Raw genomic sequence first — 14,033 nt, forward strand, 5'->3', positions numbered from 1 at the left:
GTCAGACAGGGGGACCCGCAAGGGTGAAGTAGCATGAAGATCGTTCTGATAAACCCGCCGCATACGGCGATCGGCAGTCGTATTCCCGATGATCATCTTCCACCGCTCGGGCTTCTTTCGGTTGGAGGTCCGCTGATCGACGATGGTCATGCCGTCAGCCTCATCGATGCAGAATTCGGACCGATGACGGTTGCAGACATCGTCAGCCGGGTGATGGCTGACAGTCCCGATCTGGTGCTAATCGGCCATTCCGGCTCGACGTCGGCGCATCCGACTGCCCGCGTGATCGCAGAAGCGATCAAGCGCGGCGATCCCAAAATCTCCATCATCTACGGCGGCGTGTTCCCCACCTATCATTGGCGGGAGGTGCTGGCCGAGACCGAGGCATTCGACATCCTCGTGCGAGGCGAGGGCGAGGAAACCATGCGACGCCTTGCCGATGCGCTGGCGACGAACCGCCCGCTCGCGACCATCCCCGGAATCGCCTTTCGTGATGGCCATGGCGAAATCCTGGCAACGCAGCCGGCACAGGCGATCGCCGATCTCGATGCCTATCGCGTCGGCTGGGAGCTGATCGACCACCGCCAGTACAGCTACTGGGGCGGCAAGCGCGCCGTCGTCATGCAGTTTTCTCGCGGTTGTCCGCATCTCTGCAATTATTGTGGCCAGCGCGGTTTCTGGACCCGTTGGCGTCACCGCTCGCCGGAGCTTTTCGCCCGCGAGATTGTACGGCTGTATCGCGAAGAGGGCGTCGAGCTCATCAATCTCGCCGACGAGAACCCGACATCCTCGCGAAAAGCCTGGCTGGCTTTTCTCGAAGCGATGATCGCCGAGAATGTGCCCGTGCAGATCGTCGGCTCGACGCGAGCGGACGATATCGTCCGCGATGCCGATATCCTGCACCTCTACCGAAAGGCGGGTGTCGTGCGCTGGCTGCTCGGCATGGAAAACACCGATGAGGCGACGCTTGCCCTGATCAAGAAGGGCGGCGCCAAGACGACCGATCGCGAGGCTATCCGCCTCCTGCGCCAGCACGACATCCTTTCTATGGCGACCTGGGTCGTCGGTTTCGAGGAGGAGAGGCTGAGCGATCTCTGGCGCGGCTTCCGGCAGTTGCTCTCCTATGATCCCGACCAGATCCAGGCGCTCTATGTGACACCGCATCGCTGGACGCCGTTCTTCCGTATCGCCCGCGAACGGCAGGTGATCGAGACCGATATCCGCAAATGGGACTACAAACATCAGGTCCTGAAGATGCGGCATCTTAACCCGATCGTGCTGGTCGCCTGCGTCAAGCTGATCGAGGTCGCGGTCCAGGCGCGGCCGAAGGCGCTACTGCGCATCCTCTTTCATCGCGATCCGGAACAGCGTCATTCCATGCGCTGGTACACGCAGATGGGTCGCCGCGTCTGGTTTCACGAGATCCTCGAATTCCTCTTCCGCCACCGCCATCCCAAGGAAGGTCCGACGCTTGAGACATTCTGGGGCGCCCCCCAGGATGCGGAGGAGGAATCGATGTTGCGCCCGCAGCGGCATGTGAAGAGCCTCGACGCTGCGGAATGAAATAGACGCCCGATTTTCGGCGGACGACACAGGCGCAGAGTGCTAGAAAGCGGACATGCTTTTCGAACGCCCCGATGATGACACGCTCTATGATGCCCTGATCACGCGCAGCGCCGATTATGAGGGCCAGGCCTATGTCTGCGTGAAGACGACAGGCATCTTCTGCCGTCTGACCTGCCCGGCGCGCAAGCCGAAGCGGGAAAACACCATCTTCTTCGACACGATCGCCGCCTGCATGCATTCGGGCTTCCGCCCGTGCCAGCGCTGCAAGCCGCTGGAGCAGCCGGGCCACGAGCCGATCGTCGACATGCTACTGGCGCGGCTCGACAGCGAACCGGAGGTGCGCTGGACCGAAGATGAGCTTGTGCGCCGGGGATATGATCCATCGACCGTCCGCCGCGCTTTCAAGCGAGCGCTCGGCATGACCTTCCACGATATCGTCCGCTATCGCCGGCTCGGCGAGGCCGCGCGGCAGCTCGCCGATGGCGCCCGCGTCATCGACGTGCAATTCGAAGCAGGATATGAATCGGGAAGCGGCTTCCGAGCGGCTTTCCAGCGGCTGGTCGGCAGGGGGCCGGCGCTTTCGCAAAACCGCGAACTGCTCTTTGCCGACTGGTTCGATACACCGCTCGGGCCGATGATAGCAGTCGCCGATAAGACGCATCTGCATCTCCTCGAATTTCACGACCGCAAGGCGCTGCCGACCGAACTCGAAGCGCTGCAGAAGCGTGTCCGTTCCTCGGTCGCGATCGGTCGCACGCCTGTTATCGACCAGATCGAGGCGGAGATCAGGGACTATTTCGAAGGGCGGCTAACCACCTTCAAGACGCCGCTGGCGCTTGGCGGCACGCCCTTCGAAAAGCATGTCTGGGCAAAGCTCATCGAAATCCCTGTCGGCCAGACGCGCGCCTATGGCGATCTCGCTAGAGAGATGGAAAGGCCGGAGGTGGTGCGTGCCGTCGGCCGCGCCAACGGCGCCAACCAGCTCGCGATCATCGTGCCCTGCCATCGCGTCCTCGGCGCGGACGGCTCATTGACGGGTTATGGCGGCGGGCTCTGGCGCAAGCAATGGCTGCTTCGGCACGAGGAAAAAATCAGTGCGCATAAGATGGAGAGGACAGCATGAACCAGATTGAAAAGGCCGAGTTTTTCGGCACGCTGCATCGCAAGGGCAATCCCGTTATTCTCTACAACATCTGGGATGCCGGAACGGCCAAGGCTGTGACGGAGGCCGGTGCGAAGGCACTTGCGACCGGAAGCTGGTCCGTCGCGGCCGCCAATGGTTATGGCGACGGCCAGAAGCTGCCGATGGATGTGCTTATCGAGACGGCGCGCTCGATCACGGCCGTCAACGACCTGCCGCTCTCGGTGGATTTCGAAGGCGGCTATTCCTCGGAACCCGCCGGTGCCGCGGCCAATGTCGCAAAGCTCATCGAGGCCGGCGCCGTAGGGATCAATTTCGAGGACCAGCGCGTCGGCGAGACCGGCCTTCATCCCATCGAAGCGCAAGCAGCACGCATCCGCGCGATCAGGGAAATGGCCAAGGCACGGGGTATCGATTTCTTCATCAACGCCCGCACCGATCTCTTCCTTCAGGAAGGTGACGGCTCCAGGCATGCAGGGTTGGTCGATGCGGCGATCGAGCGCGGCAAGGCTTATGCGGCGGCAGGCGCCAGCGGCTTCTTCGTGCCGGGCCTGATCGAACCGGCCTTGATCGAAAAAGTCTGCGCCGCATCCACGCTGCCGGTCAATATCATGATGAAGGCGGGCGCGCCCGATCCGGCTGATCTCGCAAGGCTCGGTGTTTCGCGCATCAGCTACGGTCCCGGACCGTATCGGGCCATGATGGAAAAGCTGAAGGAAGCCGCGACCGCGATCTATTCGGCGATCTGATTATTGTTGGCGAAGCTTTTCTGTGTGGCGATCGCCTGAGCTATGAAGTTACGAATGATGGAAGAGCGCTCGTCGCGTCGGGTGGCGAGCGCCAACCGTGCTGTCGGTGCTTCGCCCGCAATCGCAATGTAGCGAACGCCGGGAACATTGATCTTCGCCATGTCCGCCGGGACGATCGAGACGCCGAGACCAACTGCTATCAGGCTGGCGATCGAGGTGATCTGCGGCGCCGACTGGCCGAGCTGTGCTTCAAATCCCGCTCGCCGGCATGCGGCGATGATATCGTCGAAGAAGCCGGCACCCGCCTCGCGTGGAAAGAGAACGAAGCTCTCTCCGGCCAGCGCGTCGAGGCGCAATGTCTGCGCCTCTGACAGCGGATGCCTTGCCGGAAGCACGATGACCATGGGGTCTTCGGCCAGCAGCTGACATCGGACTTGCGGCGCATCACCACTTCCCGGGCGGATAAAGACAGCGTCGAGCTCTTCCCCATCGAGCCGCTCCAGCAGCTGCGTGGTAGGCGCTTCCTCCAGGCTGAATTCGACGGCTGCGTATTTCTCGCGAAAGGCGTTCACGATGGCGGGCACGACCGGATTGAACACCGCAGAGCTGGTGAAGCCGACCCGCAGCCGCCCGCTCTGGCCGCGCGCCGCCCGGAGGGCGGATTGCTTGGCCTGTTCCGCCTGAAGCAAAATCGCCCGGGCTTCCGGCAGGAAAGCACCGCCTGCCTCCGTCAGTTCCGCACCGTTCGACAGGCGGCGGAAAAGGGGTGCGCCAATCTCGTTTTCAAGATCACGTATCTGGTTGCTGAGTGGCGGCTGGCCGATGCCGACCTTCCGCGCGGCGCGCGTGAAATTGAGTTCTTCTGCGACAGCAATGAAATAGCGAAGATGACGAAGCTCCATGTGATACTTTTAAAATATCGTATTCACCTGTGCAATATATTGGAACTACCTCTCCTGCGCCGCCACATGACGGAACGCGCCGCCTCTTTGTGGCGGTTGCGCTAGAACAGGAGTTCACGATGAGTTCAATCGAAAAGCAGTTTCTCATTACCGGTGTCAGTTCGGGCTTTGGCCATGCCTTTGCGCAGGCCGCATTGGAGAAGGGGCATCGCGTGGTGGGAACCGTGAGGAATGAGGAAGCCGCAGCTCTGTTCGAGAGCTTGGCGCTGGGTCGTGCAACGGCGGTCCGCCTGGACGTTACCGATATCGAAGCAATCGAACCGGCCGTTGCTGGTATCGAGAGAACAATCGGCCCGGTGGACGTTCTCATCAACAATGCCGGCTACGGGCACGAGGGGACATTGGAGGAATCGCCGATCGAGGAGATGCGCCGGCAATTCGAGGTCAATGTCTTCGGCGCCGTTGGAATGATGAAGGCCGCTCTGCCGTTCATGCGCCGACGGCGGGCCGGTCACATCATCAACATCACATCGATGGGCGGGTTCATCACCATGCCGGGCATCGCTTATTATTGCGGCAGCAAATTTGCGCTCGAAGGCATCAGCGAGGTTTTGGCGAAGGAAGTGAAGGCGTTCGGCATCGCAGTCACGGCGGTCGCTCCCGGCTCATTCCGCACCGACTGGGCCGGACGATCGATGATCCGCACCGACAGGAGCATCGCCGACTATGATTCGCTCTTCGATCCTATCCGCAGGGCCCGCGAGGAAAAGAGCGGCAAACAGGCAGGCGATCCTCGCAAAGCGGCCGCCGCCGTATTGGCGCTGGTCGAGGCTGAAAACCCGCCCGTGCATCTCTTGCTCGGCGCCGATGCGCTGGCGCTTGTTCGCGACAAGCTGAAGAGCCTGAGCGCTGAAATCGATGCCTGGGAAGATCTGACGCTCTCGACAAGCTTTGCCGAAGCATAAGAAAAGGCGCCCGGAAGGGCGCCTTTCTCAATCAGGGAACGATCAGCGTGCCGACGCCGTGCTCGGTGAAGATTTCGAGCAGCACGGAATGGGCCGTCTTGCCGTTCAGGATGACGACGCCCTGCACGCCTGCCTTGATGGCGTCGATGCAGGTCTCAACCTTCGGGATCATGCCGCCGGAAATCGTGCCGTCGGCAATCAGCGCATGCGCTTCGGCGACGGAAAGCTCCTTGATGAGCTTGCCCTGCTTGTCGAGCACGCCGGGCACATCCGTCAGGAACAGCAGCCGGGTGGCGTTCAGCGCGCCGGCGATGGCGCCCGCGAAAGTGTCGGCGTTGATGTTATAGGTCGCGCCGTCGCGGCCCGGAGCAACCGGCGCGATGACCGGGATCATCTCGGAGCGGGCAAGAAGGTCGAGCAGCGTACGGTCGACTTCGACGACTTCGCCCACGAAGCCGAGATCGAGCACGCGCTCGATGTTGGAATCGGGATCCTTGACAGTCTTGCGGGCCTTTTCGGCGAAGACCATGTTGCCGTCCTTGCCGCAGAGGCCGATCGCCCATTCGCCGGTCTGATTGATCAGCGCGACGATTTCCTTGTTGATCGAGCCGGCAAGCACCATTTCGACGATCTCGACCGTCTTCTGGTCGGTAACGCGCAGGCCGCCTTCGAATTTGGATTCGATACCCATCTTCGTCAGCATCGCGCCGATCTGCGGGCCGCCGCCATGCACGACGATCGGGTTGACGCCGGATTGCTTCAAAAGTGCGATATCGCTGGCGAAGGCCTTGCCGAGCTCGGGATTGCCCATGGCATGGCCACCGTACTTAACGACGATCGTCTTGTTTTCGTAGCGCTGCATGAAGGGCAGCGCCTGCGCGAGAAGACGCGCCTGGATTTCGCTTTCGGACTCGTTCATGGGGGACCCCGCGGAATTGATCGCGGCCTTTTATCTCAAGTTTTTGACAGATGGAATAATCCGGCACGCAATAGTTTTTCGTATCTAAGGCCGACCTGGGAACCTGCCAGCTCATATTGAAACTATCGAATCGGAAATCGTTCATTCGAGGGCGACATGACTGGGGATTTTGCAGATTTAATCGGCCGCGTAGCGCTCGGCGACCGCAAGGCCTTCGCCGCACTCTATAACCAGACCAGTCCGAAACTTCTGGCGATCTGCCTTCGTATTCTGGGAAGCAGGAACGAGGCGGAAGAGGTGCTGCAAGAGGTCTACATCAAGATATGGCAGCGCGCCGGTGCCTTTACTGCTGGCTCCTCGACATCGGTCGCTTGGCTTGCGGCAATTGCCCGCAATCAGTCGATCGATGCGTTGCGGGCGCGCAAGCCGGTAGCCGACGAAATCGACAAAGCGCTTGATCTTGCCGATGCCGGTCCCGATCCTGAAGCGCAAGTCGTGATTAAGGATGAAGGAAGGCGGATTGACACCTGCATGGAAGAGTTGGAAGCTGATCGTGCGGTCGCGGTGAAACGGGCTTATGTCGAAGGGCTGAGCTATCAGGAACTGGCCGATCAGTTTGGTGTCCCGCTGAACACGGTGAGGACATGGCTAAGACGCAGCCTGCTGAAACTGAGAGAGTGCATGGAACGATGACATCGCCCGACAAAAGCAAGGGAGACCGCTCCCGGGATGAGGTTCTCGCCGGCGAGTATGTGCTGGGCGTCCTCTCTCTTCAGGATCGCAGGATCGTCGAGGAGCGCATGCGCCGCGACCGGCAGTTTGCCGCCATCGTCAGCCGCTGGGAGGTCAACCTCTCCAGCTTCAACGACGAATATGGCACGGCTGCTCCAAGCAGCGAGACCTTCAAGCAGATCGAGGCGCGCCTCTTCGCCAATGCAGAAAGTGAGCCGCGCTTTTCGCACGGCCTCTGGAATTCCGCCGGTTTCTGGCGCTCGCTGACATTTGCCTCGCTTGCGGTCACCTTGGGCGTCATCGCCTTTGCCTCCGGTCTCGTGCCCCAGCCTCCGGCATCGCCACCGCTGGTGGCGGACCTCTCGGGACAGAACAATCAGGTCAATCTGATGGCCTCCTACGATATCCAGAGTGGCCGATTGAAGATCGTGCCGGTTGCGGCCGGCAAGCCGGAGGAGAAATCTCTGGAGCTCTGGCTCGTGCCGGGTAGCGGGACGCCCCGTTCTCTCGGCGTTTTCCAACCGGGCATGAACGGCGCATTGCTGATCCCGACCGATATGCGCAGCCAGATTTCCGATGGAACGACGCTGGCCGTCAGCCTGGAGCCATTCGGCGGCTCGCCCACACATCAGCCGTCAGGCCCCGTCATCGCCAGCGGTTCGATCCACAGGCCGTAAAATAAAAATCATTTTCTGAAACTCTTCTGCAGCGCCTTCCGTAGTTGCTGATATCCGGGCGGCGCAGGGCATAAAGCCGGCGGCTGCGACCGGGTGCAGAGGAGAAAACCATGATCAAGTCCGCACTGCGTGCCGCAGCGCTCACCGCCGCCTTTTCGGCTATCGCCTTCGCCGCTCAGGCAAAGAACCCGATGGTCGGCGGCGCCGCGATGTATGCGAACAAGAACATCGTCGAGAATGCCGTCAATTCCAAGGATCACACCACCCTGGTTGCTGCCGTGAAGGCAGCCGGCCTCGTCAGCACGCTGGAAGGCAAGGGGCCTTTCACCGTCTTCGCGCCGACCAATGAAGCCTTCGCTGCCCTGCCGAAAGGCACTGTCGATACGTTGCTGAAGCCAGAAAACAAGGGCAAGCTTGTCAAGGTTCTGACCTGCCATGTCGTTGCCGCAGATGCCATGTCGAAGACCGTCGCCAAGATGATCAAGGACGATGGCGGCGAGCACGACATCAAAACGGTCGGCGGCTGCGTGCTCAAGGCAAAGGAAAGCATGGGCAAGATCACGCTGACGGATGAAAATGGCGGTGTCGCCCACGTCACCATCGCCGACGTCAAACAGTCGAACGGCGTCATCCACGTCGTCGACGAAGTGCTGCTGCCGAAGATGTAAATTCAAATACAGGCTGTCGGGGGCGCCCTTCTGGGCGCCTCTTTTTATTTCCAGTTGCTGACGCCGACCGTTTCGGCAATCGCCTGCCGCAGCTCGTCCAATCCTTCGTTCTTTTCCGAGGAGGTGGAAAGCACGCCCGGATAGGCGGCGGGGCGCTTGCGGATCTTCTCCGATGTTTCAGCCAGCAGCTTTGGCACGGCAGGCGCTTTGATCTTGTCCGTCTTGGTCAGCACGATCTGGTAGGAGACGGCCGCCTTGTCGAGCAGCGTCAGGACGTCATCGTCGTTCTTCTTGATGCCGTGGCGGCTGTCGATCAGCACATAGACGCGCTTCAGCGTCGAGCGGCCGCGCAAATAGTCGAAGACGAGCTTTGTCCAGTTATCCACCTGCTCCTTCGGCGCCTGTGCATAGCCATAGCCCGGCATATCGACCAGCGCCATCGGCGGCAGGTCGTTGCCCTCGCCGGAATAACCGTCCGGAACGAAGTAGTTGAGCTCCTGCGTGCGGCCCGGCGTATTGGAGGTGCGCGCCAGACCTTTCTGACCGACCAGCGCGTTGATCAGCGACGATTTGCCGACATTCGACCGGCCGGCGAAAGCTACTTCCAAGGGGCCTTCCGGCGGAAGGAATTTCATGGAAGGCACGCCGCGGATGAATATCCAGGGGTGGCCGAAGAGCGGCTTTGCGATTTCAGTCATATGAATTCTGCAATCTCCGGGATCGGTAATGAAACCGGCTTCATGTTTTTAAGACGTATTGTCAAGGTTCGTACGGTTGAGCGCTTCTGTGGCCCGAAACAAAAAGCCCCGCCGAAGCAGGGCTTTTCGACTATTTCGATGGCGCCGGTTTTCGCTTGAACAGGCCCTTCAGATTGTCGAAGAGCTCGATCTTCACGCCGTGACGCTTCATGATCACCGACTGCTGCAGCACCGAGAGCGTGTTGTTCCAGGCCCAGTAGATGACGAGGCCGGCCGGGAAGCTTGCCAGCATGAACATGAACACCAGCGGCATCCAGTTGAAGATCATTGCCTGCGTCGGGTCGGGCGGGGTCGGGTTCATGCGCATCTGCACGAACATGGTGACGCCCATGATCAGCGGCCAGACGCCGAGATGCAGCAAGGCCGGTGCCTCGAAAGGCAGCAGGCCGAACAGGTTGACGATCGTCGTCGGGTCGGGCGCCGAAAGATCGCGGATCCAGCCGAAGAACGGCGCATGGCGCATTTCGATGGTGATGTAGATCACCTTGTAGAGCGAGAAGAAGATCGGAATCTGCAGCGCAACCGGCCAGCAGCCGGCGATCGGGTTGATCTTCTCTTCCTTGTAGAGCTGCATCGTCGCCTGCTGCAGGCCCATGCGGTCGTCGCCGAATTTTGCCTTCAGCTCTTCCATCTTCGGCTGCATGCGCTTCATGTTCGCCATCGAAGCGTACTGCTTGCTGGCGAGCGGGAAGAACAGCGCCTTGACGACGATAGTCGTGCAGAGGATCGCCACGCCAAAATTGCCGAAGTAGCGGAAGAAGAAGTCCATCAGCTTGAACATCGGCTGCGTGAGGAACCAGAACCAGCCCCAGTCGATCAGGCGATCGAAATTCGGGATGGAATATTTCGTTTCATATTCATCGACGACAGGCACTTCCTTGGCGCCGGCAAAGACGAGGTTCTTGACGTCGACCGTCGCTCCGGGAGCGATCGACAGGCCTTCACCCTTGAAATCGGCTTGATAGCGCGGCTGACCGTCCGTGAAATGCGAGAAGCGGGAATCGAAGGGAATGGTCTGGCTCGGAATGAGAGCCGCAGCCCAATACTTGTCGGTAATGCCGATCCAGCCGCCGGTGACCGTCGGGTTGGACTGGTTTTCCTTTTCGATCGCCGTGTACTTGCTCTCGGAAATGCCGCTGCCGGCGCCGAGCACGCCGAGGAAGCCCTCATGCAGCACGTAGACCGAAGGCGTGGTCGGCTTGTTGTAGCGCGTCACGCGTCCATAATTGGACAGCGATACGGCGGCGTCGCCGCTATTGGTGATCTTGTCGACGACCGTGAACATGTAACGGTCATCGACGGAAATCGTCCGGGCAAAGGTCAGGCCCTTGTCATTGGTATAGGTCAGCGTCACCGGCGTCTTTTCGGTGAGCTTCGCACCCTCGGGCGCGGTCCAGATGGTAGACGGGCCGGGAACGGCGCCTGTCGCATCAGTGCCGATATAGCCGAACTCGGTGAAATAGCCGTCCTTGGTTTCAGCCGGCGAGAACAGGGTGATGATCGGGCTCGAGTTGTCGACGGTCTCGTGATAGCCCTTCAGCCTCAGGTCGTCGAGGCGCGCGCCGGCGAGGTTGATGGAGCCGGAAAGGGCAGCCGTGTCGATGGCAACACGCGGCGATTTCGCCAGAGCTTCCTCGCGGGTCGCCGTCGCCGTGGCCTGACCGGTGGGAGCTGCGCCATTCGGCTGCGCGCTCTGGCCGCCGGCGGCAGGCTGCTGCGTCTGCTCGGTCTGCTGCTGTGCCTTCTGGGCTTCCTGAGCCTTGCGCTGAGCCTCGATGCGCGGGTTCATATAGAGGAACTGCCAGCCAAGGACGATCAGCACCGAGAGAGCGATCGCAATGAAGTAATTGCGGTTGTTTTGCATCATACGTTCCTGGGGCGCTCGTCTTTCGGGCGCCTGTGTTTCGGCCTGGTTTCCACGCGGGTTTTCAGTTCCGCGGCCAGTTCATCGAAGGACGCTGTCAAGACGTCCCTGCGGGCGACAACCACATAGTCGTGTCCGGGCTGCATTGCAAACCCTGCATGAAGCCGCACCGCCTCTTTCAGGCGTCGCCGCATGCGGTTTCTTTCGACCGCGTTGCCATGTTTTTTGGTGACTGTGAAGCCGACGCGGGCTTCGCTTTCTTCTTCCTTGCGGTTCAGGACCTCGAGAAGGAAGAGAGGGCCGCGGCGCTTTTCGCCTTCGCGGACTGCAAGAAATTGCGGGCGGCTCAAGAGCCGCCCGACAATCTGTTTGTCTTCTTTGGTCTTCAAGTCGCCCGTCATTTGCTATCGGGCAATTCCGGCCTTAGGCCGAAAGACGCTTGCGGCCGCGTGCGCGGCGAGCAACGATGACCTTGCGGCCGCCCTTAGTGGCCATACGCGCACGGAAACCGTGGCGGCGCTTGCGAACAAGCTTCGAGGGCTGATAGGTACGCTTCATTTATTTAAACACCGCGGAGTGCGGCCCTTCTTGAATTTGCATAATGCAAGGAGCGTGGTTTTTCGAACGGGCAAGGTCGCAAAAGACCTGAAACGACCGGACGTGCGGCGGCTTATACAAATGAAGCCTGCCAAAGTCAATTATGACAGGCAGATTCCCCGGAGCTGCGTGGCGGATGGCAAGATTTCGCACTCTGGTGTTAACGAATTTGGTTCTTCACTATATGGTTGTATATTTCATCCATAAGCTTCCGAAAGCTCTCAGCCGCAACTTTTATTCCTTGAAGATGCTCGGCCCGAGACAAAGCATAATGCGCGCAACAGTAAATATGGGTAATTTCTTGTAGTCGATATTGTTAATATTCGAAATACAACATTAACGAATTTACCCGATCTTTCAGTACATCGGCTGGGAATTTGCTTTCCAGCCATTGTGCGAAGCGAGGGAGCGTTCAGTGAAAATTCGCGGCAAAATCAATCTTCTTGTCTCCGTCATGGGTGGCGTTGCGCTTCTGATCGGTGCCACCGCGCTGTCGGCGATGAGCGAGTACAACGCGAACCTGACTGCTTATGAACATGCCGCGGCCCGCGCCTACGCCGGCGAACGTCTCAACCGCTTCGTCACCGCCGTCGTCATGGAGTCGCGCGGCATCTATGCTGCAAAGAGCCTGGAACAGACGCCGGCCTTCGCCAAGGGCCTGATGGCCGATCTGGACGAGATCGACAAGGTCATCGCCGGTTGGGCGCCACTTGTGCCTGATAGCGAGAAGGATACTTTCACCAAGCTCATCGACCGCGCCAAGGAATTCCGCACCTTCCGCACTGAGACAGCCCGTCTCGGCACGCAGGTGAGCCCGCAGGCCGCAAACGAGCAGGGCAACAATGACGCCAACCGCGCCAACCGCAAGGCTTTCCAGGCCGAGATCGACGCGATCGTCAACACTGACAAGGCCGCACTGACGGCCGTCGACGACCAGATCGAGAGCTTCCGCAGCTGGATCCTGATGCTGGTGCTCAGCATCACCGGCATCGGTATCGCGGTCGGCGTCGGTATGGGCTTTTACATCGGCACCAGCCACCTGAGTCGGCCGATCAAGAAGGTGACTCAGGCGATCAAGGACGTCGCAGACGGCAATTTCCAGGCGGAAGTGCCGTTCGCCGGTCGCAAGGACGAAATCGGTGAGATGGCCGCTGCCGTCGCCATCTTCAAGGAAAACGGCCTCGTCATCCAGCGCATGAACGCACAGGAAGCGGCAATGCGTGCAAAGAGCGACGACCTGCAGTCCAGCATGTCCGTCGTCGTTGCAGCCGCTGCTGCCGGCGATTTCAGCCACCGCATCAACAAGGATTATCAGGACGAAAGCCTCAACCAGTTCGCCGGCAATATCAACACGCTGCTGTCGAGCGTCGATGCCGGCGTCGACGAAACCCGCCGCGTCATAGCAAGCCTTGCTGAAGGCGACCTGACGCAGACTATGCGCGGTCAATTCCAGGGCGCCTTTGCCGAATTGCAGAAAAACGTCAACAGCACGTTCGTGACGCTGCAGACGACCATGCGCGAAGTGCGCGAGACGACCGAAGCGATCAACGGAAATACCAACGAACTCAGGAACGCCAGCGACGATCTTTCCAAGCGCACGGAACAGCAGGCTGCCGCACTTGAGGAAACCTCTGCTGCTCTCGATGAGATCACAGCCGTTGTGCAGAACTCGACGGAACGCGCCCAGGAAGCGACCGTCATGGTCTCCGAGGCGAAGGACAATGCCGGTCGTTCCGGGGTCGTGGTCCGCAACGCCGTCGATGCCATGGGTCGTATCGAGCAGGCCTCCCGCGAAATCAGTCAGATCATCAACGTCATCGATGAGATCGCCTTCCAGACCAACCTGCTGGCGCTGAATGCCGGCGTCGAGGCCGCACGCGCTGGTGAAGCCGGCAAGGGCTTCGCTGTGGTCGCCCAGGAAGTGCGCGAGCTCGCCCAGCGCTCGGCAACGGCCGCGAAGGATATCAAGGCGCTCATCAACAAGTCTGGCGACGAAGTGCAGGTCGGCGTCAAGCTGGTCCAGGCGACGGGCAGTGCGCTCTCGGAGATCGAGACGAGGGTCATCGCCATCAACGACCATATCCATTCGATCGCAACGGCGGCAAAGGAACAATCGACCGGCCTCAAGGAGGTCAACACCGCCGTCAATCAGATGGACCAGGTGACGCAGCAGAACGCCGCGATGGTGGAGGAAACCTCGGCTGCGACCCACAAGCTGTCAGCCGAAGCCGATGGCCTCGTGCGCCTCATCTCCCGCTTCAAGGTTTCCAACGAGGCGCCCGTTGCCGTTGCCCGCCAGCAGCATCACCAGCCAGTCGCCTCTCCGGCGCGCCGTGCTATCGGCCGCGTCGCCCGCGCCTTCAGCGGCAATGCCGCTGTTGCGGAGCAGAGCTGGGAAGAGTTCTGATAGCCTTTATGACCGGGATCGGAACGCCGCCTGCGGGCGGCGTTTTCGTTTGTGACGACTTGCCGCTCCTCGCAAAGATTTGAAAGCG

The 14,033-nt window shown here is 60.3% G+C and carries 14 protein-coding genes; 8 read left to right on the plus strand and 6 right to left on the minus strand.

The window, feature by feature from the left end; all coding sequences use genetic code 11:
* Positions 1-33: 33 nt before the first annotated feature.
* From bchE to AB8B33_RS00355, 3 genes are read left to right on the plus strand one after another with little or no spacing between them, the layout of a single operon-like run.
* Entirely contained in the window at positions 34-1,563 is a 1,530-nt protein-coding gene (gene bchE, locus AB8B33_RS00345) for a magnesium-protoporphyrin IX monomethyl ester anaerobic oxidative cyclase (RefSeq protein WP_439013962.1), read from the plus strand.
* Between the two features lie 55 nt (positions 1,564-1,618).
* The gene (locus AB8B33_RS00350; RefSeq protein WP_439013963.1) at positions 1,619-2,689 is read left to right on the plus strand and encodes a bifunctional transcriptional activator/DNA repair enzyme AdaA; all 1,071 of its coding nucleotides are present in this window, start codon (positions 1,619-1,621) and stop codon (positions 2,687-2,689) included.
* Positions 2,686-3,456: an isocitrate lyase/PEP mutase family protein gene (locus AB8B33_RS00355; protein ID WP_439013964.1), complete on the plus strand. Its 771-nt coding sequence runs from the start codon at positions 2,686-2,688 to the stop codon at positions 3,454-3,456. Before AB8B33_RS00350 ends, AB8B33_RS00355 begins: the two co-directional genes overlap by 4 nt.
* Here AB8B33_RS00355 and AB8B33_RS00360 read toward each other — a convergent pair.
* Positions 3,441-4,358: a LysR family transcriptional regulator gene (locus AB8B33_RS00360; protein ID WP_439013965.1), complete on the minus strand. Its 918-nt coding sequence runs from the start codon at positions 4,356-4,358 to the stop codon at positions 3,441-3,443. The two genes, AB8B33_RS00355 and AB8B33_RS00360, sit on opposite strands and share 16 nt — an antisense overlap.
* Positions 4,359-4,477: 119 nt before the next feature.
* On the opposite strand from AB8B33_RS00360, the gene AB8B33_RS00365 reads away from it, so the two are divergent.
* Positions 4,478-5,323 carry an oxidoreductase gene (locus AB8B33_RS00365; RefSeq protein WP_439013966.1) on the plus strand — a complete coding sequence of 282 codons (846 nt, stop codon included), beginning with the start codon at positions 4,478-4,480 and terminating at the stop codon, positions 5,321-5,323.
* 31 nt (positions 5,324-5,354) lie between these two features.
* Here the strand turns inward: AB8B33_RS00365 and argB are convergent, their stop codons facing one another.
* Complete coding sequence (argB, locus tag AB8B33_RS00370; protein WP_037100983.1) at positions 5,355-6,242, minus strand: acetylglutamate kinase; 888 nt, start codon at positions 6,240-6,242, stop codon at positions 5,355-5,357.
* A 156-nt stretch (positions 6,243-6,398) separates the two neighbouring features.
* On the opposite strand from argB, the gene AB8B33_RS00375 reads away from it, so the two are divergent.
* The 3 genes from AB8B33_RS00375 (at position 6,399) to AB8B33_RS00385 (ending at position 8,319) form a co-directional block, all read left to right on the plus strand.
* The gene (locus AB8B33_RS00375; RefSeq protein WP_439013967.1) at positions 6,399-6,935 is read left to right on the plus strand and encodes a sigma-70 family RNA polymerase sigma factor; all 537 of its coding nucleotides are present in this window, start codon (positions 6,399-6,401) and stop codon (positions 6,933-6,935) included.
* On the plus strand, positions 6,932-7,651 hold the full coding sequence (locus AB8B33_RS00380; protein ID WP_439013968.1) for an anti-sigma factor: 720 nt from the start codon (positions 6,932-6,934) through the stop codon (positions 7,649-7,651). The genes AB8B33_RS00375 and AB8B33_RS00380 overlap by 4 nt, the downstream gene beginning before the upstream one ends.
* A gap of 110 nt (positions 7,652-7,761) precedes the next feature.
* A complete protein-coding gene (locus AB8B33_RS00385) occupies positions 7,762-8,319 on the plus strand; it encodes a fasciclin domain-containing protein (RefSeq protein WP_113322855.1) in 558 nt (185 codons plus the stop codon).
* Positions 8,320-8,363: 44 nt separating this feature from the next.
* Here AB8B33_RS00385 and yihA read toward each other — a convergent pair whose 3' ends face one another.
* The 4 genes from yihA to rpmH all read right to left on the minus strand — a co-directional run bounded on the left by yihA (position 8,364) and on the right by rpmH (position 11,499).
* Positions 8,364-9,017, minus strand: coding sequence for a ribosome biogenesis GTP-binding protein YihA/YsxC (gene yihA / locus AB8B33_RS00390; RefSeq protein ID WP_113322856.1), 654 nt, complete (start codon positions 9,015-9,017; stop codon positions 8,364-8,366).
* A gap of 130 nt (positions 9,018-9,147) precedes the next feature.
* Positions 9,148-10,941: a membrane protein insertase YidC gene (gene yidC, locus AB8B33_RS00395; RefSeq protein WP_439013969.1), complete on the minus strand. Its 1,794-nt coding sequence runs from the start codon at positions 10,939-10,941 to the stop codon at positions 9,148-9,150.
* Positions 10,941-11,342 (minus strand): ribonuclease P protein component, encoded by a 402-nt coding sequence (gene rnpA / locus AB8B33_RS00400; protein ID WP_037100997.1) that lies wholly within the window; start codon positions 11,340-11,342, stop codon positions 10,941-10,943. The genes yidC and rnpA overlap by 1 nt, the downstream gene beginning before the upstream one ends.
* 22 nt (positions 11,343-11,364) lie before the next feature.
* The gene (rpmH, locus tag AB8B33_RS00405) at positions 11,365-11,499 is read right to left on the minus strand and encodes a 50S ribosomal protein L34 (RefSeq protein ID WP_016552555.1); all 135 of its coding nucleotides are present in this window, start codon (positions 11,497-11,499) and stop codon (positions 11,365-11,367) included.
* A 454-nt stretch (positions 11,500-11,953) separates the two neighbouring features.
* On the opposite strand from rpmH, the gene AB8B33_RS00410 reads away from it, so the two are divergent.
* Entirely contained in the window at positions 11,954-13,945 is a 1,992-nt protein-coding gene (locus tag AB8B33_RS00410; RefSeq protein WP_439013970.1) for a methyl-accepting chemotaxis protein, read from the plus strand.
* Positions 13,946-14,033 lie beyond the last annotated feature (88 nt).

Source organism: Rhizobium sp. 768_B6_N1_8 (genome assembly GCF_051811225.1).
Lineage (GTDB): Bacteria > Pseudomonadota > Alphaproteobacteria > Rhizobiales > Rhizobiaceae > Rhizobium.

Excerpts from the sequence above, each read along its gene's own strand:
- AB8B33_RS00385 (WP_113322855.1), top strand. The coding sequence starts at position 7,762 with ATGATCAAGTCCGCACTGCGTGCCGCAGCGCTCACCGCCGCCTTTTCG.
- AB8B33_RS00375 (WP_439013967.1), top strand. The coding sequence starts at position 6,399 with ATGACTGGGGATTTTGCAGATTTAATCGGCCGCGTAGCGCTCGGCGAC.
- AB8B33_RS00360 (WP_439013965.1), bottom strand. The coding sequence starts at position 4,358 with ATGGAGCTTCGTCATCTTCGCTATTTCATTGCTGTCGCAGAAGAACTC.
- yihA (WP_113322856.1), bottom strand. The coding sequence starts at position 9,017 with ATGACTGAAATCGCAAAGCCGCTCTTCGGCCACCCCTGGATATTCATC.
- bchE (WP_439013962.1), top strand. The coding sequence starts at position 34 with ATGAAGATCGTTCTGATAAACCCGCCGCATACGGCGATCGGCAGTCGT.
- yidC (WP_439013969.1), bottom strand. The coding sequence starts at position 10,941 with ATGCAAAACAACCGCAATTACTTCATTGCGATCGCTCTCTCGGTGCTG.
- argB (WP_037100983.1), bottom strand. The coding sequence starts at position 6,242 with ATGAACGAGTCCGAAAGCGAAATCCAGGCGCGTCTTCTCGCGCAGGCG.
- rpmH (WP_016552555.1), bottom strand. The coding sequence starts at position 11,499 with ATGAAGCGTACCTATCAGCCCTCGAAGCTTGTTCGCAAGCGCCGCCAC.
- AB8B33_RS00355 (WP_439013964.1), top strand. The coding sequence starts at position 2,686 with ATGAACCAGATTGAAAAGGCCGAGTTTTTCGGCACGCTGCATCGCAAG.
- AB8B33_RS00365 (WP_439013966.1), top strand. The coding sequence starts at position 4,478 with ATGAGTTCAATCGAAAAGCAGTTTCTCATTACCGGTGTCAGTTCGGGC.
- AB8B33_RS00380 (WP_439013968.1), top strand. The coding sequence starts at position 6,932 with ATGACATCGCCCGACAAAAGCAAGGGAGACCGCTCCCGGGATGAGGTT.
- rnpA (WP_037100997.1), bottom strand. The coding sequence starts at position 11,342 with ATGACGGGCGACTTGAAGACCAAAGAAGACAAACAGATTGTCGGGCGG.
- AB8B33_RS00350 (WP_439013963.1), top strand. The coding sequence starts at position 1,619 with ATGCTTTTCGAACGCCCCGATGATGACACGCTCTATGATGCCCTGATC.